This is a genomic window from Pengzhenrongella sicca, from assembly GCF_017569225.1.
Lineage (GTDB): Bacteria > Actinomycetota > Actinomycetes > Actinomycetales > Cellulomonadaceae > Pengzhenrongella > Pengzhenrongella sicca.
The window spans coordinates 1,788,966-1,808,423 of sequence record NZ_CP071868.1; the positions used below are offsets into that span (position 1 = coordinate 1,788,966).

Below are 19,458 nucleotides of genomic sequence, written 5' to 3' on the forward strand. Positions count from 1 at the left end.
GACCAGGCGCTATGACGGACCACCAACCGGACCCGGACCGTAGCCGTCAGGTTAAGTGGTCGAATTCTCCGCGCACCCAGCCGATATGCCGGTCGACAGATCGGCGCAGCACGGCTTTGGCGTCGCGGGTGATGGCGTTGCCGAAGTTGGAGTAGAGCGTGTCGAACTCGAGGCGATTGAGCGCCGCGGCGATGCGCTCGACCACCGGCCCCGACAGCGGGATCCGGTTCGGGTAGCTGCGCATGAACGACACCGAGGTCCGGTCGGGGTTGGCCATGACCGTGTCGCCAGCGAGGATCACGCCGCGTCCCCGCCTTCCCGCTGCCCAGTGCGCCACCGCGCTGCCCGGGAAGTGCCCGCCAACCTGAACCAGCGACAACCCCGGCGCGATGTGCTCGACGGCGCTCCACAGCCGGATCGCCGGGTGCGGTCGGGCCACCCATTCGCGATCGGCTTCGGAGACCAGCACCGGCACCCCGCCCAGCGCCATGCTCCAGGCCACCTGCACGCCGAACATGTGCGGGTGGCTGGCCGCCACTGCAACCACCTCACCGAGCGCGAGGACCTGGTCGACGAGGGCGTCGTCGACGTAGCCCAGCGGATCCCACAGCAGGTTGCCGGCCGGGGTGCGGACCAGCATGCAGGTCTGCCCGATCCCGACGCCAGGGGTAGCCGTGACCGCGTACAAATCACTTTCGAGCTCGACGACCGCACCCCGGTGTCCGGACTCGACTAGCTCCTCCAGTGTCGTCCAGAGCTGGCCCTCAGCAGGGACCCACTGCCGCTCGTCTTCGCAGATCCGGCACTCGACCCGCGCAGCGTGCTCAACCCCGCAGGTCGCGCAGATCCAGAACGTTTCACTCATGGCAGCCACCTTCCCCCGCCACTCGGGGGGCAAGTCAAGGGGCGATCCGTCCGCGCTCGGCATTGAGGTCCTCGACCTGCCGGTTCGGACCCATGCGAGCGAAGACCATCCGTGCGTAGCCAGCGACCATCACCAACACCGGCCGCCTGTCCATGTGACCAGACCTGTGGCCTTGATCGCCATCACCTCGACCGGGTGAAGCCGGATCAAAGTCCAGTCGTCCACGCTCATCACGCTCGACAGCGTCGTGCAGGGGGTCCGCTTTCATTCAAGCCAGTGCGTGGGTCCTTATCCGTCGACACGGCGGGGACTCTCATGGCACGGACACTGTTCGCGCCGCTCGCCCTCGTTAAGCGACCGCTACGTGCTGGCTCCGCCGGTCAGCCGGCCAGTGTTCGGGGATGGTCTCGAGTCGGAGCGGAGGCGCACCGCGCCGGATACTTGCCAAACCGGAAAGTATGATCCATACTTTCCAACATGGAAAACACGAGCGGTTCCCCGACCCCAGAAGAGGCCGCAGCCGAACTGGTCGACGCCGAGGCGTCACGCACGTCGCTGGCCCGTCGCCTCGTCGTGCCCTCGTTCTTCTACATCTCGATCGGGACGGCCATAGCGGTGCAGATCGCCACGACCGCCGTCGGGGTAGCCGACGTCGGCCACCGGGGGGTGTGGAACCCGGCTGGCTGGTTGATGGCAAGCGGCCTGGTTTCGGTGGCCGCAGTGGCGACGATTCAACTGATCCGGTTCCGACGCCTGAACGGCCTGTGGCTCGGCGGTTTCGCCAGCCGTGTCGTCGGCGGAACAGCGGCGGCCGCATCCCTTTCGTACGCGCTGACCTTCGGTGCTGCGATCTGGGCTGCGTTTGCCGGAGCGTGGTGGCTGGTGGCTCTGTGCTCGCTCGTCGGGGGAATGGCGTATGCGATGAGCGGTCGCCGCTGGTTGCGGATCTATCGCGGAGAGCCCGCGGCGCATGCCCGGGGTGAATCAGGTGCGTGGCTGGCCACTATGGGCGCGCTTGCGCTTGCTGGCTTGGCGTTCTTGATGATCGGCCGCTGATGCCCGATCTTGATTCGCACCTTCAGGCGCCGGCCAGACTGAGGCTGATGACGACGCTGACCGCCGTATCCGAGGTCGAGTTCTCGACCCTTCGCGACAACCTCAACGTCAGCGACTCCGTACTCTCCAAGCATCTGGCGGCACTTGGGGAAGTTCGCTACATCAAGAGCCGCAAGGGCGTTCATCTCGGTCGGCGGACAACCTGGATCTCCATGACCTCCACAGGCGGCAAGGCGCTCCGTGAGCACGCTGCGGTGCTCAGGGAACTGATCGCTGGGGTGGAGTAGCGCAACTGGCTGCGACCCGGCTACTGGTGTCCGCGCTTGCCTACGTGCGGTGGTTCGAGGTGCTGACCGCCACTTTGGCTGCCGACGCCCCAGAGATTGGCGACAGCTAGGTTGCGGTCTGGTCTGTCGAGGCAGCAGCGCTGGCGCTGCGGTATGCGAGCCATGCTTTCGGAACTTGAGCGGACGAGGGGGTTCACCGTGTGGGAATGGACTCTCCAGGTGCTCGGTGTTCTGATCGGGGGATCGGCGGGCGCGTACCTCTACGGACGGGTCCGCCGACGTAAGGCGGCTGCGGCCTTCACAGCAGGGCGTGATGCGATCGGGTCTGCTGCACGAATAGGTGACACCTGACCTGTGGTGCCGGAGGGCACCGCTGGAAGGATGTGCACCGTGCCCAGACCCCACCCCAAGGAGTTCCGCGACGACGTCGTGGCCGTGGCCCGCCGCGGTGATGCTCCGATCAAAGAGATCGCGAAAGACTTCGGAATCAGCGAGTCGTGCCTGCGCAACTGGATGCAGGCCGCCGACGTCCAGGACGGCAACCGTCCCGGCGTAACGGTCAGCGAGTCGGCCGAACTGCGCGAGATGCGTCGCCGCAACCGGCTCCTCGAGCAGGAGAACGAGATCGTGCGTCGCGCGGCGGCGTACTTCGCCCAGGCGCACCTGCCGGGAAAATGATGTACCCGCTCGTGAGTGAGCTCGCTAGCGACGGGATCCCCGTCGCGGTGACGTGCCGGGTACTCAAGCTCGCCAGACAGCCCTACTACCGCTGGCTCGCCGCGCCGATCACAGCTCGTGAACTGGACGAGGCGTACCTGGCGAACGTGCTGTTCGATGCCCACGTCGACGATCCCGAGTTCGGGCACCGGCTGCTGGCCGACGAAGCCGACAAGGCCGGCCTGCGCGCCAGTGACCGGCGGGTCTGGCGGATCTGCCGGGACAACCAGTGGTGGTCGGTGTTCGGCAAGAAGCGCGCCAAGAACGGCAAGAAGGCCGGCCCGCCAGCCCACGACGACCGCGTGCTGCGGATCTTCCGCGCCGACGCACCCAACCGGTTGTGGCTCTGGGACATCACCGAGCACCCCACCGCCGAGGGCAAGCTCTACCTGTGTGCGATCAAGGACGTGTACTCCAACCGGATCGTGGGGTACTCGATCAGCGACCGCATGACCTCCACGGCGGTGAACGCCCTGGCCAGCGCCGTGCAGCGCGTCGTGACGTGGCCGGCTGCATCGTCCACTCGGACCGGGGCAGCCAATTTCGAAGCCGAAAGGTGCTGCGCGAGCTGGACCGACACACCCTGGTCGGATCGATGGGGCAAGTCGCCTCGGCCGGGGACAACGCGGCGATGGAGAGCTTCTTCTCGTTGCTGCAGAAGAACGTCCTGGACCGGCGCCGCTGGGCCAACCGCGACGAGCTCCGCCTGGCGATCATCACGTGGATCGAACGGACCTACCACCGCCGCCGACGCCAGGCCCGCCTGGGTCGACTGACCCCCATCGAGTACGAGACCATCAACACCCCTCAGGTCGCACTCGCCGCCTGAGACCGACTGTCACCTATTCGTGCAGCAGACCCATCTTCCCTGGATGGGTAGTGGGTAGCCGGTCGTACTGCAGAGCCCCCGGTGGACTGCTTGTCATAACGCAGAACGACATCTATCACGTCGTCGATCGCGGGATGCCCATCACTCGCCACGACTTACCCACCGATCGACTTGAAATTGTTGCGGTCCGACGAGGCACGCGGGCCGACCACAAGCACATGCCAGCCGGCTGGCAAGTCATGGAGTGCTTGGACGACTACGAGAAGGTCTGGATCGCGTGCCACGAGAGCGAGATGCGCTTCGTGGAACAGGCATTCGCGCGTTCGTCACAGCCGCCTCGATCGACATTGCCCTAACCACAGACTCGTGAACCGAACGACGCTTGACGACAGGAAGAGCGCGACTCATCACCGAGTAAGTCGTGTCTTTGCGTGCGACTCGAGCCGCCGTACCGATGTCTGTGGGGTGCTCGGTGTCGGTGTCATGGCGCTCCTCGCCCCGAACATGGCGAGCGTGGGCGCGTTCACGAATCGAACCAGCCCGGCTCCGTCGACAAGGAGAATCGAATCCGGCAGCGCGCCCAGGGGCCCAACGATCACGCCGCCGATACGGGGGTCTGCTGCGGTTCTGGGCCAGTCAAGCAACGATACGTATAGGTCCGCGGCATGCCGATGACCGGTGCTCAGCACCTTCCACGAACTTCTCACCCGTCATTTTCAGTGTTGGAGGATGCCATGATCGACGGAGAAGACATACCGACCTTGATCGAGTGGGCGGGTGGCCCTGTCGCCATCACCCGACTCATCAATTCGTTCTACGACAGGGTGGAGGCTGACGAGCTGCTGAGCCCGTTCTTTCCTGGCGGAGTCAGCCAGACTCATCGCGAGCACGTCAGCTCGTGGTGGATCGAGGTCCTCGGCGGGCCCGCCCGGTACACCGAACGGCTGGGCGGGTACGAGGCGATGCTCACCCACCATCGCGGACTAGGCATCACCGGCGAACAGCGACTGCGGTTCGCTACCACGATGAGCCAAGCAGCCGACGACGCAGACCTGCCCGCCGATCCTGAGTTCCGCGCGGCAATGATCGGCTACCTGGAGTGGGGGACTCGCCTGGCTATGGCCAACTCCCAGCAGGACGCCCAACCCATCGCCCACGCACCGGTCCCACGGTGGGGCTGGGGCGTTGCCCCGCCATACCAGCCATAAAACAAGAACTCAGATCTTCCCCGATTGGTTGCATCGGGCACGGGCAAAGGCGAAAAAGCCAACGCCACGTAACACCAACTAAGTGGAATCCGACCAGCGTCGCTCTTCTGGTCAGGGCCAACTTGCCTCGTGCGGTCTCGGCGTTTGGCGGAGGCGTCGGCATTGGCGGACGCCGATACAACTGCTGGCCAGAGCCCGTTCGTGAAAAGCCTGGACCTGGACCTCAGCGGCGGCGATGGCTTTGTCGCAACAGGCAGTTTGCTGACTGGGCCCCCACTACCCAATCGAGACGTGTCAGCCGGGTAGGCGGAACGCGGCATCGCGCGGAGGCGCGGTCCGCTGCCAACCGCGAGACTCCAACTTGAGGATGACCTGTTGCCTGAGTCCGTCCCAGTGATTTGGATCTTGGAGTGGATAGAGGCTGTCCAGTGCGTGCCAAAGGCCCGGTTGTCCGGAGAAGTACAGGCGCCCGTCACGACGTTCCGCGTTATCGCGCCCCAAGCGGCGAGCAAATCGGCAAGAGAATTAGGGTGCCCGATGGGGATAGATCGTGTCGAGTCAAACCGCCCACCGGCATTTCCCACCAGCTCTATAAGGGCGCCTTGCGCAATGGCCTGGACCGGGTTCAGATCGCGAGGGACAGGTGGAACCTCGTCTCGACGTCGGCGTCCTCTTCCGAGATTCCCACCTTGTTTACCCATGGAGTCGATACTGCCATGGCGCCCCGTAGGTTCGAATGTGCGGCGCCCGCCGCATCCGCATTCGGCGTAGGGAGCCCCCATGTTCGTCGCCATCCGTGACCTCGGCACGCACCTCGAGGTCGACACCCTTCTGATCCCCCCACCACCACTTCCTGCTGGTCGTGGCCCAGTCGCGCGTTGACCTCGAGGCCGCCTACGGGTTCCCGGACGAGTCCGGCCCCCACACGCAGTTGCTCGGTTGGGCGTCTCTCACATTGGGAAGTGAAAACCGCTCCTCTCGCGGAGATGGTTGCCACCTTCCGCGAAGTAGACCAGGGTGCGCAACTACAACCTTCGCTCCTCGACGTGCGTCGGTCAAAGCCTGACTAATGACAGGCGTGAAGTTGCACCCATGGGTCTCGGATCGTGAGCCCGCCCAGGTAGCCACGCTCTCCAGACGTCGTCGCAATGTGGGTGGGCATCGTTCGCCAGCATCTGAATCGTTGAGTCGCTGGTCGGCAGGGATCGGCTTGGTCGGTGAACAGCACACAGGACGAGTTCCTGGAAGACGATCCGTAAGACACGAGGAAGTCGACGAACTCAAGTGCGACGTTGACTCAGCCCCGCATCTTCGTGATATCGAACACGAAACGGTGCACCTTGGGATTGTTGCGGCACACCAGCAAACGCTCGGTGATGTCTTCGTGCTCGACGTACTTGGTGCCGTCTGACTTGGTCTTGTCGACTGGTTTCTGTCCCGTGACGACCGACTTCAGGAACAGATTTCCGGCGCAGTCTGGACACACGCCAGAAGGGCGGGTTCGGAGTAGTCGCCCTTTGCGCCACTCCAAGATTGACCTGCGGCCGACCGGAAGGAACTTGTGGGACTTGAGCGTCGCGACCAGGACCCAGGGGCCGAGGATCAGCAGCGCCGAGATAGCCATTATCAGGAGCACGGACATGGGGAGTTGGACTTCTTCGGTCGGTGCTCGCCGGTAGTCGTAGAGCGTTGCCTCGCCGAGGACGCTGATACCTGTGACCTGCGCTATGCTCGCGAGGATGCCAAGTAATGTCACAACCGCGAAGGTGAAGCGAGAGCCGAGAGTTACGACCTTGGTCCGCACAGGCGCAGGGGTGATCGCGCCATAATTGATGGTGGCATTGTCGCCGATCGTCACGGGCGATTGATATCCGTGCGATTCGACAGGCCCGACATAGCGACCTAGTGGCTGAGTTCCGCGCTGCATATGTGCGCCGCATTCGGGACAGAAGTTGGACGTCCCGACATGACCACATACGGGGCAGTTGTTCATCACGGCACCCTCCATGTCGCGCGATCGATACACAGGCCAGACCATCTCGCGCTGAGCAGTGCGGGTTCGGGCTTGCCGCGGCGCGTCAGCCGACGTTAGCGCGCCAATGTCTCCATTGGCTGCAAAATGCGGGCCACCGGTACAGGCCAAGCGCAGCCTGTACGGGTCAGCAGCCACGTTGCCGGGCCTTGCCTTGCCGGGAGTCGTCTGTGGGGTGGGCTACTTGATGCGCACCGCTGCACCCGGTTCTTGCGTCAGCGGGGCGCCCGCGGGCGAAACTTCGGGTGAGTTCAGCCGCCGTCGAGGAGGAAATGGCGGGCGAGCTGACTGCGAGACGGATAGGGACTGCCTCGCTCAGCCGCGGCGCCGGAAGCGGTGCCGCCTGGCGGGTTCCGTTCTGGTTGATGCGACCGGGTGGCGAGTTCCTCCGGCGCGACCGTGACCCCCCGCCAGCTCGGCAGCGGTGCCCGGAATTCCTCGCCTGCGCACGCGCTCGGCAGACTCTCCGAGTCGCGGCAACTGCGACCGGCGTCGATCTGGAGCGGGCGCGCAGGCTACGTCCTGCGCGACGCGGTCACCGATCCCCAGTGCTTTGCCCCAGCCCGTGGTGTGGAGGCCGCGTGCACGGTTCGTTTCGTCTGGTCCGACGATGCGGCTTGGGTCGAGCTAAAGCCCATTGGGCGCCGAGCTTAGTTGGACGGGCGAAAGGCGCGTCTCCAAGGGGGCCTTGGAGTCGCTGGCTCGTTCCCAGGCCGAGGCGTGGTCGGCGCACGGCGTCACCTGCAACACGCTCGTGCCGGGTTTCGTGATGACGCCGCTCAACGCGCGGCTCGTCCGATCCCGAGAGGGTGGCGGCGCTGGCTGCTCGGACGATGGTCGGCCGCAACGGTCTGGCCGAGGACTTCGCGGGTGCAGCAGTGTTCCTGGCGAGCCGCGCGTCTAGTTACGTGACTGGGCAGGCGGTCTTCGTCGACGGCGGGTTCTCCATTCACTGAGCCCAACGCTGGGCGTCCTGTGAATCGCCTGTAAGTGTTCGTGGTGGCTGGCCTGGGGCTGGCTGGCAGGGTTGGTGTCGTCGCTCGGCGGCGGGTGTGACCCCTGAATCGCCTGACCCCCTTGGGGTGTCATGCCCGGGATCTGTCCGCTCGGCGCTGGGTGCCGACGCCGACCCTGGCCCACCACGATGGCTTGATCAGAAGCATGTCCGTTGCGGAGATGCCGTCCCCACAACGTGGCTCATTACAGGCCTGCCTCGTAGTGACTTCTCGCCCCGGGCCGACGCCGGCAACGACGTCCGTCCCAACGAGTGAGGAGAACATCGTCGTGTCCAGTTTGCAGGCCATCGTGGCTGGCATCTACCAGTTCGTCGTCGGGGTAGATACCCACGCCGCTACCCACACCTTCGCTGTCGTCGCCGCCCCGAACGGTGCCCTGGTGGATCAGGTCACCTTCCCGACCTCGCCGGCAGGGTTGCGTCGCGCGCTGGCGTGGATCGCGCGGCGCACCGGCGGTGACCTCGACGCCGTGCTGGTCGCCGCAGAGGGCACCGGCTCCTACGGTGCTGTCCTGAGTGATGTGCTCGGCCAAGCGGGCTACCGAGTTGTGGAGGCACCGACACCCAAGCGTGAGCGGGGCCGGGGCAAGACCGACGCCCTGGACGCGGTACTCGCGGCCCGCGCGACGATGGCGACGCCCGTGACGATGCTGCGTGATCGTCGCGCGGGCCAGGTCCAGGCCGCGTTGGCGGTGCTGACCGTGGCGCGTGACCAGCTCAACGCCGACCGGCTGCGGTGCATCAACGCGCTCACCGCGATCGTGCGCAGCCACGACCTCGGTCTCGACGCACGGCGCGCCCTGACCGCACCCCAGGTCGCTGCGATCGCCGGCTGGCGGCGGCGCGACGAGGGCCTCGGCCAGGCGACGGCGCGGGTTGAGGCCGTCCGCCTCGCCAAGCGGATCGTCGACCTCACCGCCGAGCTCGGCCACAACCGCGACCAGGTCACCGAGATCGTCGTCCAGCAGGCACCCGAACTGCTCGACCTGCCTGGCGTCGGCCCGGTCACCGCCGCCGTGATCCTGACGGTCTGGTCCCACCCCGGCCGGGTCCGGACCGAGGCCGCATTCGCTCAGATCGCGGGCACCTGCCCGATCCCGGCATCCTCCGGCAACACGGTCCGCCATCGACTCAACCGCGGCGGCGACCGTCGACTCAACCGGGCGTTCAACACCATCGTGCTCACCCGCATGCGCATCGACCCTGACACCCGCGCCTACATCGACCGGCGCCGGGCCGAGGGCAAGACGACCAAGGAGATCCGCCGATGCCTCAAGCGCTACACCACCCGGCAGATCTACCGCACCCTGGCCGTCGCGCACCCAACTCCCGAGATGATCACCTCAGCGGCTTGACGCGACATAGAAGCATCCTGGGTCTGATGGAGGCTCGGGCTATGGGATTTCGACCAGGATCTGGTCGCTCCCGTGGGTAGCGTAGAACGCGGTCTCGAACTCCGTCGGCGGGATGTCGCCGAGGTAGCCGTGTAGGCGTTGGGTGTTGTGCCAGTGGACCCAGCCCAGGGTGGCCAGCTCGACGTCCTCGACGCTCTTCCAAGGTCCGGTGCGGGCCGGCCCGCGGATCAGCTCGGCCTTGTAGTAGCCGTTGACGGTCTCTGCCAGGGCGTTGTCATACGAATCGGCGACGGTCCCGATCGAGGGGACCGCGCCGATCTCGGCGAGGCGCTCGCCGTACCGGATGGACGTGAATTGAGCTCCGGCATCGGAGTGACAGGTCAGCCCCTCCAGGCGCGTCCCGCGGGACCAGCGGGCCATCTCGATCGCGTCCAGCACCATCTCGGTGCGCATGTGGGATGCGGCCCGCCAGCCCACGATCATCCGGGAGTAGACGTCGACGATGAAGCACACGTAGGCGACCCCGGCCCAGGTCGGCACGTAGGTCAGGTCTGTGACCCACAACCGGTTCGGCGCGAGCGCGGTGAAGTCCCGGCGGACCAGGTCCGGGTGACGCGCCGCGACCGGGTCCGCCCGCGTGGTGCGGACCCGCTTGGAGCGCCGGACGCCTTCGATGCCCTCGCCGCGCATCAGCCGGGTGACCTGGTCACGGCCCACGTCCCAGCCGGCCCGACGTGCGGCCTTCCACAGCTTGCGGGCCCCGTAGACGCAGTAGTTGTCCTCCCACAGCTGGCGCACCACCGGGCGCAGGACCGTGTCGCGGGCGGCACGGGCCGACGGCGGGCGGGTCTTGGCCGCGTAGTACGTGCTCGGGGCCACCTGCAGCGCGGTGCAAATGGGCTCGACCCCGAGCTCTCGGTTGGCGTCGATGAACGCCACTACTTCCTGTGTTGGCGGTCGAGCTCCGCCCCGAAGAAACTCGCAGCCATCTTCAGGATCTCGTTGGCCCGGCGCAGCTCACGGTTCTCCTGCTCGAGCTCACGCATCCGAGCTGACTCGCTCGTGCTCACCCCCGGCGCATGGCCGTCGTCGATCTCGGCCTGACGCACCCACAGGCGCACCGACTCGGTCCCATACCCCAGCTGGGTCGCGACCCGCTGAACGGTGCCGTGCTCGGTACCCAGCTCGACCCGTAGGGCACGAACCATCCTGACCGCTGCGGCCTTCTCCTGATCGGAGTACCGACGCGTCGTCGGCCTCCCCTTCGATAGATCTCTCGGCATGGCCCCATCCTCGTTTCCAAGGTCAAGAGCCTCCAAGCAACCCAGGGCGATTCACTGTGAGCCGGCCCGGCCATCTTGGCCCGCCGCAGAGCGCCGAAGTAGGAGCCGTTTGAAGGGGCGTCTTGCCCCGCTCCTTCGAACTTCGTGCTTACCTGACATTTGCGTTGACGCGACGATGCTGAGCGATAGTTTTGTGTCGCTGGATCGGGGCTCTTCACGATGGTGGCCGCATGTTCGGCGTCTGCATGGTGCGAATGCGGTTGGATGTTAGATAGGGTGTTGCCCTATAGAAGCAGTCACGAGCAGATGACGCGATTCAAGGACGTGGTTATTCGATGGCGAACTCAGCCGTGACCGTCACCGTCATACTGAATGGCACACCCGTGCCGATCGAGCGCGACGTGTTCAGAGCACTGTTCAAGAACTCGATCGTCTCCAGCTATGCCGGTGTGCGGAACACGCTCGACGGCAAGCCGCTTCTCTTCAAGGATTTTCTCAAACTCGCACGGCAAGCGGAGATCCCCTACCCGCTGTTCTTTGCGCCAAAAGAGGTCGTTGACGAGCAAGTCAAGCTCAAGACCGAGAAACTCATGACTGGGTTCACGAAGGCGTCGTTCTCGATGCACTCGCGTCAGCGAGTGGACCTGTGCGACGTCGAACTCATCGTCAAGGACCTGCTGCGCAAGCAGGAAATGCTCCGGAAGTACGACTCCAGCCTGGTCAAGAACGAGCTCGTCGGACTCCTCAAAAAGTCCCGTCGGCCTGTAGTCGAAGACGCTGGCCGGCTCATCGGCGCCGTCGGCTTCACGCGTGGCGAAATTCGTGGTGCGAAGACGAAAGCGGCCGCGCTCGAGATCCTCATCGGCCGTCTCGAATCCAGGCAGATTTTTGTGTCCCGGAGTGCGCAGCATCACATGCCCCAAGAAATGCCAGCGCATGCCAAGTTCAGCGGGATGACGATCAAAGACAAGAAAGTCCCTTTTATCTTTTTGGCTACTGGCGACGAGGGGAAGCACCTAGAGCCCGCCGGGCGGAAGCTCTTCACTCTCGTTCTGCTAACCGTCTTGATTGCCCGAGGGACGTTCGCCCCGGTGAATTACGACGGCCACACCAAGGACGAAACCTCGCCAGTCGAATACGAACTCACAGCTGAGATCCTGATGCCTGCTTCAGAAGTGCGGACGATGAGTTTCCCCGACCTGGGCGCGATAAGAGACGCCGCTGACTTGTTCAAGGTCACGCCGAGCGCGGTTGCGATGCGTGCGCGGCGGCTCGCATGCATCGACAGGGACAGGTTCTCGGAATACATGGACGTCCTCCAGGCGGAGTACTCGAACCGGGCCAAGCAGCCCTTCTCCAGCCCGCGGCCGGTTAACGCGCTCAAGAAGTACAACGGCATCGAATGCTCGCGACGGATGCTTGGAGTGCTCGATTCCGGGCACCTGAACGCCAGTGAGTTCCGACGGATCATGTTCTATAACAAGATTCCCGCCGCCCAGATCAACGATTTTCGGGAGGCAGTCGGATGAACCAGACCATGTACCTCGTCGACAGCAATGCACTGGTCGCGCTCGCGCGACACCGCATCCTGTCGGCGTACTTCCGTGCGCACTGTCGCGTGACGGCAGACGTACTTTGGGAGGCACGCGAGCACCCGGAGCAGTCAGCGCTTGCGGAGGATGTCTGCGAGTTGACACCGGCGGTTCTCGAGCAAGTCCGAGCTGTCATGAAGACAGTTGATGTCGGCGACACCGGACTAGTCGACCTGTACAAGAACAAGGGCACCGCCGATCCCGGACTTATCGCGTCAGCGCTGGACGCGATCGCGGCCGACGAGGGAAAACTCCTTGGTGATACGTGGATCCTCGTCACCAACGACCGTGCCGTTGAGGCCAAAGCTGTCGAATTCGGGATAGCGGTGGTGCGGCCCGAGATCCTCATGGAGCACATCGACACAGCTGCGGCGCAGCACGGGGCCACGGGTTAGTCCTGGGTTAGTCCGCCTGGCGTTGGGATCGCTGCGACGAGGACAGGCGGCCACGATGGATGGCCATGCGATTCGGGCGAGAGGTCGCCGAACCCGCTCACCTCACTCTGAGACCTGGTGCAGAGTACTGAGCGACAGGTCTGGAGTCTCCGCCTCCGCTGTGATGTCGGGGCGTGGGGGCCGCTCCTTCCGGGTGCCTTGTTTCGGAGCACCCGCGGTTAGTGCCGGGCCCTGCGTGGGTAGGGCGTCGGAATCGTCCACTCCAAACTCACGATCAGCGATGGCAAGTGCTCGAGGTCGAACTGATTTGCCGAGGCGCCCGGGGTTACCGCCTGCGAGGTCTGTCGTTACTCCTAGCTGGGCACGGATCCGGTTCCCCCGCGCGCGTCGACCGTGCGCTAGTTCGGCGACTGCTGTCAGAGGTTGCCGGGGGACGGGTGATCGTAACCAGGGTGAATCTCCGCCCCAGTGGGAGGATCGGACGGTGGCGACGACAACCTGCGGTTGGTGCAAGTTCCCTTCTCATATGACGGCCATCCTGCCGAGGCCTCGAGTTAGCCGAGGCGTGCCTGGCCTCGACGGCTACGTCTCGGATGCGGCTTACACCTGCGATAACTGCGGGCGCCTGAGCGTCGTGACGTGGTGGACTAGTTACGATCCGTCCGACAGTTACCGCGACGGGGAGCCGCAGACCTACGATCGTTCCCGCTGGTCACCGTTGCCCGCCGTTAGCGAGGACTTTCCCGATGTGCCCGAGGCGATTGGGGCGGCCGCGTCAGAAGTCTTCCTCTGTCAGAGCGTCGGGGCATTCCGAGCGGCGTGTGCGCTCGCCCGCGCAGTGGTCGAGGCCACAGCGAAGGACCAGGGCATCACGGGTTCGGGAATCCTGGCGAAGATCGACGCTCTACATGCCAAGGGCATCATTCGCGCGGCGGTGCAGGAGTCAGCGCATGAGATCAGGCATCTCGGCAACGAGGTCGCACACGGCGACTTCGCGGATCCGATTACCGCCGAAGACGCCGCAGAGAACCTGGAACTCATGACCGAACTCCTGAACGAGGTTTACCAGGCACCCGCCCGCACCGCTCGTGTCAGAGAAGCACGCATCGCTCGGAAGTCCTCATCCGGCGACAGGAGTTAGACACTTTCAAAGGGGCTTCGCGTCAGATGTTCGTCGTGGCCGGTCCGCATCATCGGCCCGAGACCTCGTCGGAACGCTGCATAGTGCCACTTAGGTGACGGTCTGGTCCGGCGGTTTCCGCGTCGGGGCCCAGCCGTGGGTTGGTTGGCAATCGTGACCTGGTCCGCTGAGCATCAGAGATGCGGCACGCTCTCGCGAGGTGACCACGATGATGAGCAGCTCGCGAAGGACTAGTTGGGCGGTTGATCCAGCTGATGGCGCACCGCATGCGTGTGTCCAAGCAGCTCGACGCGGCGGGCTGCACGTCGCATGTGTTTGCGCGCTGGCGGGGGGGCTCTGGCTTACCTCTCCCTTTCGTACCTCGGCGGCCGCACGGCGCCGGCCACGGCGCGACCCGCGGGCCCCGCCCGGGCCGCCGGCCGAGCAGCGCCTCGCGACCGGCGCGTACGGCGTGCTGGCGGGCTTCACCACTGTGATCGCCAACGCGGGTTGGCCCGTGATGAGCCGTACTTCATTGATGCGCGCTTCTCCGTCCCCCAGTTCCTCGGGGCCGCGGCCTGGTTCTTCCTCGCCGTCAACCTCGCGAAGGTCCCGTTCTCGATCTCGCTCGGGCTGATCAGCGCGGACTCGCTCCGGCTCGACCTGCTGCTGGCGTCGGCCGTGGTCGCCGCCGCGTTCGGCGGCCGCACGCTGACCCGCACCTGCCGCAGCGCCTGTTCGACGCGCTCGACCCGACCCCGACGATGGTCTCGGCGACCTACCTCGTCGTGGCCTGACCCGAGCCCCGACTATTGGGGGGCGGCGGCGGGTCGGCGAGGCCGGCGACCAGCTGCGCGATCTCGGCCGCCCCGACCCGGCAGCACCCGCCGACGAGACGGGCGCCGGCCTCGACCCACGCCGCGACGTCGGCGGCGACCAGCCCGGGCGACCCGCCCCAGCGGCGCTGCGCCGCGTCCCAGGCCTCCCCGGAGTTCGGGTATACGACGACGGGCTTGCCCGCGGCTGCGGCGACGCGCACGGCCGCCGTCGCGCCGGCGGGGTCGACGCAGTTCACGCCGACCGCGACGATCTCCTCGACCTCGGCCGCCATCGCGAACACCTCCGCCGCGTCCTCGCCGAGGCGGGTGCGCACGCGGCCGTCGGGCCCGGTGACCGTGGTCAGGGCGAGCCAGGCGGGCACGCCGGACCCGGCTACCTCGAGCAGGAGCGCCTCCGCCTCCGCGGCCGCAGGGATCGTCTCGAGGGCGAGCAGGTCGGGCGCCGCAGCCAGCAGCGGGTCGAGCCGGCGGCGATGGAACTCGCGCAGCTCGGCGACGGTCAGCCCGCCGCCGGCACGCCCGGCCCACCCGGGCGCCGCGTACTCACCGGTGTACTCCTGCCCGCCCGCGAGCATCGCGCCGTAGGGACCGACGGACGCCGCCACCCAGGCGCGGCCCGTCAGGTCGCTGAGCTCGACCGCCTCGCGCGCGAGCGTGACGGAGCGGCGCAGCAGGCTGGCGGTCTCCGACGCGTCGATGCCGTGCCGGGCGAAGCCCTCGAACGACGCCTGGTAGCTCGCCGTGATGGCGACGCGCGCCCCCGCGCGGAAGAACCGGGCGTGCACCGCGCGGATCGCGCCCGGATCGGCCTGCAGCAGCCGCGCCGACCAGAGGTCGCCCGACAGGTCGAGGCCCGCCGCCTCGAGCTCGGCGGACAGCCCGCCGTCGATCGGCATGACGCCGCGCGCGAGCGCCGCGGACAGCTCACCCGCAGGTGTGGGCGTGGCGGTGGAGCGGGCGGGCATCTACGCGCGCGACCCGCCCGCCGCGGGCGCCCACCGGCGCAGGAGCAGATACAGCTCGCAGCCTAGGCACAGCCCGAACACGGCGTTGAGGAAGGCCGCGACCAGGGCGAGGGCGGCGGCGATCGGGACGGCGTTCGGGACGCCGAGCGCCGCGAGCAGCAGCCCGACGCCCACGACGACGAGGCCGACGAGCTGCGCGAACCGGGGCGGACGCGGGTCCTCGAGCTCGGCCGGCGGCGACAGCCGGGGGCGCACCCAGCGCCGGTACGCGACGCCCTGGACCGTGCCCTGGACGCCCCGGGCCGCCCCGAGGAGGAACAGCAGTGCGATCGCGGCGAGCAGGACCGTCGCCGCGGCGCCGCTGCCGAGCAGCAGGGTGACCACGAGCAGCGCGGCGGTCACCCCCGCGCCGAACCGCGGGCCGCGCGGGTCGATCCCGGCGGGCTTCGCCGGGGCCGGGGCCGGGGCCGGGTCGGTCGTGCTCGGGGTCGCGGCGGTCTCAGACATCGATGCTCCTCAACGAGGCGGGTGTGGCGGTTGCGGCCGCGGCCGCGGTGGTGGCGGTGATGGTCGCGTGACCGGGACCCTGCGGGGCGAGGTCACGCAGGGCGGCGACGGCGTGGGCGCGGGTCAGCGCGCCGGACATCCTCGCCCGGACGACTCCGCGCCCGTCGAGCAGCAGCACGGTGGGGGTCCGGAACACCGCGAACCGGCGGACCAGGTCCATGCGCTCCTCGGCCGCGAGCTCCACGTGCGCGACGCCCGGCTCGGTCGCCGCGATCGAGGTGAGCAGCCGGTGGACCTGCGGGCACGTCGCGCAGGTCTGCGCCGAGAACTGCACGAAGGTCCCGGCGCGGCCGAGGTCGGCGCCGAGCTCGGCGGCGGTCAGGGCAGGCTCGGCACCGCCTCCCGCCGGCGCCGGCGTCGTCGGCGTGAAGCGCTCGGCCCGGCGCCGAACGAGCCACCAGACGGCGCTCGCCGCGCCGAGCAGGAGCGCGACCCAGAGCGCGCGGCCCGCGAGCGTGTCGGTGGTGAACAGGGAAGACAGCGAGTGCACGGGGTGCCTTTCGGGTGCCGCTGGGTGGCGACCGCGGCGGCGATCCGCGCCCGGACCAAGGTCGGGAGCGGGCGGCGCGGGCGGTGGGCCTGGCTGGGTGCGGTCAGCCGCGACAACAGGGGGCGGGCACGAGGAGCGCGGTAGGGGTCATCACGCGCTCCGTCCCTCGATCGTGGGCGTCGACGCAGGTGCGCAGGCCCACCGCAAGCATCCGGCACCCGGGTCGAACGGTCAACAGGCGGGACGCGCCGTCTCGCCGGTCGGTCGAGTGATCGTCGGTCGAGTGGTCGCCAGGCGAGCCGAGGCGCGGTCGGTCGACCGGTCAGGCGGAGGCGGCCAAGTGGGTCGGCCGCTCGCCGAACGAGCCCACCGTGACGCCGCCCGCGATCACGTCGCCGTGGGACCCCACGCCCGAGTCGAGGAGCGCGAGGATCTCGGTCCCGTCCTCGGCGAGCACGCGCACCGCGCGGACCCCGCACGAGCACGCGAGGTCGACGCCGTCGGCGTCGTCGAAGAAGACACATGTGTGAACGCCTGTCCTGGTCATATCTCGACGCTAGCGGCGGCCACCGACACGACGGCGCAGACATGCCGCAGACCTGCCGGAGTCCGGCCGCGGGCTCAGGCCGTCCAGGGCAGGCCGAGCACCGACGAGATCGTCCGCACGACGCCGTTGGCCGAGTTCGCCGGCGCGAGATAGCTTGCCCGCGCCCGCAGGTCCGGGTGGGCGTTGTCCATCGCGAACGAATACGTGGCGGCGTCCATCATCTCGAGGTCGTTGAGGAAGTCCCCGAACACCATCGTCTGGTCGGCCGTGACCCCCAGCGTCGCCTGCAGGCGACGGATCGCGTCGCCCTTGTTCGCCGACCTGCTCATGACGTCGACCCAGTGCTCGCCGGACACGACGACCTGGAGCGCGTCCCGGAACCGGGCGAGCGACGGCGCGCTCGTGCGCTCGGCGTCGCCGAAGTCGTAGACGGCGACCTTGACGAACTCGTCCCCCGTGACGGCGCGGAGGTCCTCGACCACCTCGATCCGGGTGAAGTACCGGCCGACCTGCGCGAGGAAGGCGGGGTCCCGGCGTTCGACGTACGCCGATCGTTTGCCGCCGACGACGGCGCCCACGTCCGCCCCCGACGTCGCCAGGGTGCGGATCGCGGCGACGAGGTGCCCGACGTCGTCGGGCGCGAGGCACTCGGAGCTGATCTCCTCGCCGCGGCCCACGACGTACGCGCCGTTCTCGGCGATGAAGACCATGTCGTCGGCGACGTCGCGGAAGCGCTCGAGCAGGTTGAAGTACTGCCGGCCGCTCGCGGGGCAGAAGGTGATGCCGCGCCGGTGCAGCTCGTGCACGAGCGGGAAGAGCGCGTCCGGCAGCGCGTCGCTGTCGTCGAGCAGGGTGCCGTCCATGTCGGCCGCGATGAGCCGGATGTCGGGACGGGGGTCGAACGCCTGGAGCGCCACGTCGATCGGAGCTGTCTGCGTCATGAGGCCATTGTCCCAGCCGCCGCGAGGCCGGCGTTATCAACCAGGGGGTTGACCAAGCCCGGGGTCGGCCCTAGGGTCGTGCTTAACCGCACGGTTGAGTACGAGGTACGAGGTACGAGGTACGAGGTACGGGAGAACGGGGGAGGCCGTGGCTGCCGATCCGCTGACCCGGGTGTTCGCGGCCCTGGCCGACCCCACGCGGCGAGACATCGTGACGCGGCTCGCCGTCGCCGACGCGACGGTGAACGAGCTCGCCGAGCCGTACGACGTGAGCCTGCAGGCCGTGTCGAAGCACCTCAAGGTGCTCGGCGACGCGGGTCTCGTCAGCCGCAGCCGCGAGGCCCAGCGCCGGCCCGTCCACCTCGAGGCGGAGGTCTTCGAGCTGATGACCGCGTGGATCGAGCGGTACCGCCGGCAGGCCGAGGAGCGGTACCGCCGCCTCGACGACGTGCTCCGGGACCTGCCCGACGACGTCGCACCCGAGCCCTGAGCTCGCACCCGCTATGGCGAGACCCCCACACACCCAGCAGACCCCAGGCAGGAGACCCGACATGACCACCACCGGTACGCACCAGACGCAGATCAGCGCCGATCCCGACGTCCCGCTCATCCGGATCGTCCGCGAGTTCGACGCGCCGCCCGAGAAGGTTTTCCAGGCCCACACCGACCCCGCGCTCGTGGCGCAGTGGCTCGGGCCGCGCCGGCACACGATGGTCATCGACCACTACGACTGCCGGACGGGCGGCTCGTACCGCTACCTGCATGTGTCGGACGGCAACGAGTTCGGCTTCCACGGGTCGTTCCACGAGGTCCGCCCGCCCTCGCTGATCGTGCAGACGTTTACGTTCGAGGGGTACCCGGACGGCGTCTCGCTCGAGCGGCTCGTGCTGGAGCCGATCGGGGCGGGCCGCACCCGGCTCACCGCGACGTCGCTCGTCGACTCGTTCGCCGCGCGCGACGCGATTCTCGCGAGCGGCATGGAGGGCGGGCTCCGCGAGGGGCACGAGCGCCTCGACGAGCTGCTTGCCGGCTGAGCCTTGGCGGGCCCACGGCCGGGGCGTACCTTGGCGAAATGTGCCGAAACATCCACACGCTGTACAACTTCGAACCGTCCGCGACCGACGACGAGGTCCGCGCCGCCGCGCTGCAGTATGTGCGCAAGATCAGCGGCTTCACCAAGCCGTCGGAGGCGAACCGGCCCGCGTTCGAGCGGGCCGTCGACGAGATCGCGCACCTCACCGGGCACCTGCTCGACGCGCTCGTGACGAACGCGCCGCCGAAGGACCGCGAGGTGGTCGCCGCCAAGCGCAAGGCGCTCGCGGTCCAGCGCTTCGGTCCCGCCTGACCTCGCGAGC

19 protein-coding genes, 2 pseudogenes and 1 other annotated feature are annotated in these 19,458 nt (G+C 67.5%); of the genes and pseudogenes, 13 read left to right on the plus strand and 8 right to left on the minus strand.

The window, feature by feature from the left end:
• Positions 1-46: 46 nt before the first annotated feature.
• Entirely contained in the window at positions 47-865 is an 819-nt protein-coding gene (locus J4E96_RS08155; RefSeq protein WP_227425254.1) for an MBL fold metallo-hydrolase, read from the minus strand.
• Between the two features lie 477 nt (positions 866-1,342).
• On the opposite strand from J4E96_RS08155, the gene J4E96_RS08160 reads away from it, so the two are divergent.
• The 4 genes and pseudogenes from J4E96_RS08160 (at position 1,343) to J4E96_RS08175 (ending at position 4,962) form a co-directional block, all read left to right on the plus strand.
• Positions 1,343-1,921, plus strand: coding sequence for a hypothetical protein (locus J4E96_RS08160; RefSeq protein ID WP_227425255.1), 579 nt, complete (start codon positions 1,343-1,345; stop codon positions 1,919-1,921).
• Positions 1,922-1,968: 47 nt separating this feature from the next.
• Complete coding sequence (locus J4E96_RS08165; protein ID WP_319637772.1) at positions 1,969-2,208, plus strand: transcriptional regulator; 240 nt, start codon at positions 1,969-1,971, stop codon at positions 2,206-2,208.
• Positions 2,209-2,598: 390 nt separating this feature from the next.
• A pseudogene (locus J4E96_RS08170) lies at positions 2,599-3,754 on the plus strand (IS3 family transposase).
• 734 nt (positions 3,755-4,488) lie between these two features.
• Entirely contained in the window at positions 4,489-4,962 is a 474-nt protein-coding gene (locus J4E96_RS08175) for a group II truncated hemoglobin (protein WP_227425257.1), read from the plus strand.
• 1,297 nt (positions 4,963-6,259) lie between these two features.
• Here J4E96_RS08175 and J4E96_RS08180 read toward each other — a convergent pair.
• The gene (locus tag J4E96_RS08180; protein WP_227425258.1) at positions 6,260-6,820 is read right to left on the minus strand and encodes a hypothetical protein; all 561 of its coding nucleotides are present in this window, start codon (positions 6,818-6,820) and stop codon (positions 6,260-6,262) included.
• Between the two features lie 862 nt (positions 6,821-7,682).
• Here J4E96_RS08180 and J4E96_RS20165 point away from each other — a divergent pair.
• From J4E96_RS20165 to J4E96_RS08190, 3 genes and pseudogenes are all read left to right on the plus strand, one after another.
• Positions 7,683-7,733 (plus strand): annotated as a pseudogene (locus J4E96_RS20165) (hypothetical protein); the annotation flags it as partial.
• Between the two features lie 94 nt (positions 7,734-7,827).
• Positions 7,828-7,950: an SDR family oxidoreductase gene (locus J4E96_RS20170; RefSeq protein ID WP_264466191.1), complete on the plus strand. Its 123-nt coding sequence runs from the start codon at positions 7,828-7,830 to the stop codon at positions 7,948-7,950.
• Between the two features lie 337 nt (positions 7,951-8,287).
• Complete coding sequence (locus J4E96_RS08190; protein WP_227425670.1) at positions 8,288-9,364, plus strand: IS110 family RNA-guided transposase; 1,077 nt, start codon at positions 8,288-8,290, stop codon at positions 9,362-9,364.
• A gap of 39 nt (positions 9,365-9,403) precedes the next feature.
• Here the strand turns inward: J4E96_RS08190 and J4E96_RS08195 are convergent.
• A protein-coding gene (locus J4E96_RS08195; RefSeq protein WP_227425259.1) for an IS3 family transposase occupies positions 9,404-10,647 on the minus strand; the annotation gives its coding sequence in 2 pieces (ribosomal slippage) (positions 9,404-10,344 and positions 10,344-10,647; 1,245 coding nt in all).
• Positions 10,235-10,348: a sequence feature (AL1L pseudoknot), on the minus strand. Its footprint overlaps the gene before it by 114 nt.
• 350 nt (positions 10,648-10,997) lie before the next feature.
• Here J4E96_RS08195 and J4E96_RS08200 point away from each other — a divergent pair.
• From J4E96_RS08200 to J4E96_RS08210, 3 genes are all read left to right on the plus strand, one after another.
• On the plus strand, positions 10,998-12,176 hold the full coding sequence (locus J4E96_RS08200) for a hypothetical protein (protein WP_227425260.1): 1,179 nt from the start codon (positions 10,998-11,000) through the stop codon (positions 12,174-12,176).
• Positions 12,173-12,634, plus strand: a complete 462-nt coding sequence (locus tag J4E96_RS08205) for a hypothetical protein (protein WP_227425261.1) — start codon at positions 12,173-12,175, stop codon at positions 12,632-12,634. The genes J4E96_RS08200 and J4E96_RS08205 overlap by 4 nt, the downstream gene beginning before the upstream one ends.
• A gap of 565 nt (positions 12,635-13,199) precedes the next feature.
• On the plus strand, positions 13,200-13,775 hold the full coding sequence (locus J4E96_RS08210) for a DUF4145 domain-containing protein (RefSeq protein ID WP_227425262.1): 576 nt from the start codon (positions 13,200-13,202) through the stop codon (positions 13,773-13,775).
• Between the two features lie 757 nt (positions 13,776-14,532).
• Here J4E96_RS08210 and mmuM read toward each other — a convergent pair.
• The 5 genes from mmuM to J4E96_RS08235 form a co-directional block, all read right to left on the minus strand.
• Entirely contained in the window at positions 14,533-15,558 is a 1,026-nt protein-coding gene (gene mmuM / locus J4E96_RS08215) for a homocysteine S-methyltransferase (RefSeq protein WP_227425263.1), read from the minus strand.
• The gene (locus J4E96_RS08220) at positions 15,559-16,065 is read right to left on the minus strand and encodes a DUF4395 family protein (protein WP_227425264.1); all 507 of its coding nucleotides are present in this window, start codon (positions 16,063-16,065) and stop codon (positions 15,559-15,561) included.
• The gene (locus J4E96_RS08225) at positions 16,058-16,615 is read right to left on the minus strand and encodes a TlpA family protein disulfide reductase (RefSeq protein ID WP_227425265.1); all 558 of its coding nucleotides are present in this window, start codon (positions 16,613-16,615) and stop codon (positions 16,058-16,060) included. Before J4E96_RS08225 ends, J4E96_RS08220 begins: the two co-directional genes overlap by 8 nt.
• Before the next feature lie 322 nt (positions 16,616-16,937).
• The gene (locus J4E96_RS08230; protein WP_227425266.1) at positions 16,938-17,162 is read right to left on the minus strand and encodes a hypothetical protein; all 225 of its coding nucleotides are present in this window, start codon (positions 17,160-17,162) and stop codon (positions 16,938-16,940) included.
• A gap of 74 nt (positions 17,163-17,236) precedes the next feature.
• Positions 17,237-18,103 (minus strand): Cof-type HAD-IIB family hydrolase, encoded by an 867-nt coding sequence (locus J4E96_RS08235; RefSeq protein ID WP_227425267.1) that lies wholly within the window; start codon positions 18,101-18,103, stop codon positions 17,237-17,239.
• A gap of 148 nt (positions 18,104-18,251) precedes the next feature.
• On the opposite strand from J4E96_RS08235, the gene J4E96_RS08240 reads away from it, so the two are divergent.
• The 3 genes from J4E96_RS08240 to J4E96_RS08250 all read left to right on the plus strand — a co-directional run bounded on the left by J4E96_RS08240 (position 18,252) and on the right by J4E96_RS08250 (position 19,448).
• Positions 18,252-18,593: an ArsR/SmtB family transcription factor gene (locus J4E96_RS08240; RefSeq protein ID WP_227425268.1), complete on the plus strand. Its 342-nt coding sequence runs from the start codon at positions 18,252-18,254 to the stop codon at positions 18,591-18,593.
• Positions 18,594-18,654: 61 nt separating this feature from the next.
• A complete protein-coding gene (locus tag J4E96_RS08245) occupies positions 18,655-19,137 on the plus strand; it encodes an SRPBCC family protein (RefSeq protein ID WP_227425269.1) in 483 nt (160 codons plus the stop codon).
• 38 nt (positions 19,138-19,175) lie between these two features.
• Positions 19,176-19,448 carry a DUF2277 domain-containing protein gene (locus J4E96_RS08250; RefSeq protein WP_227425270.1) on the plus strand — a complete coding sequence of 91 codons (273 nt, stop codon included), beginning with the start codon at positions 19,176-19,178 and terminating at the stop codon, positions 19,446-19,448.
• Positions 19,449-19,458 lie beyond the last annotated feature (10 nt).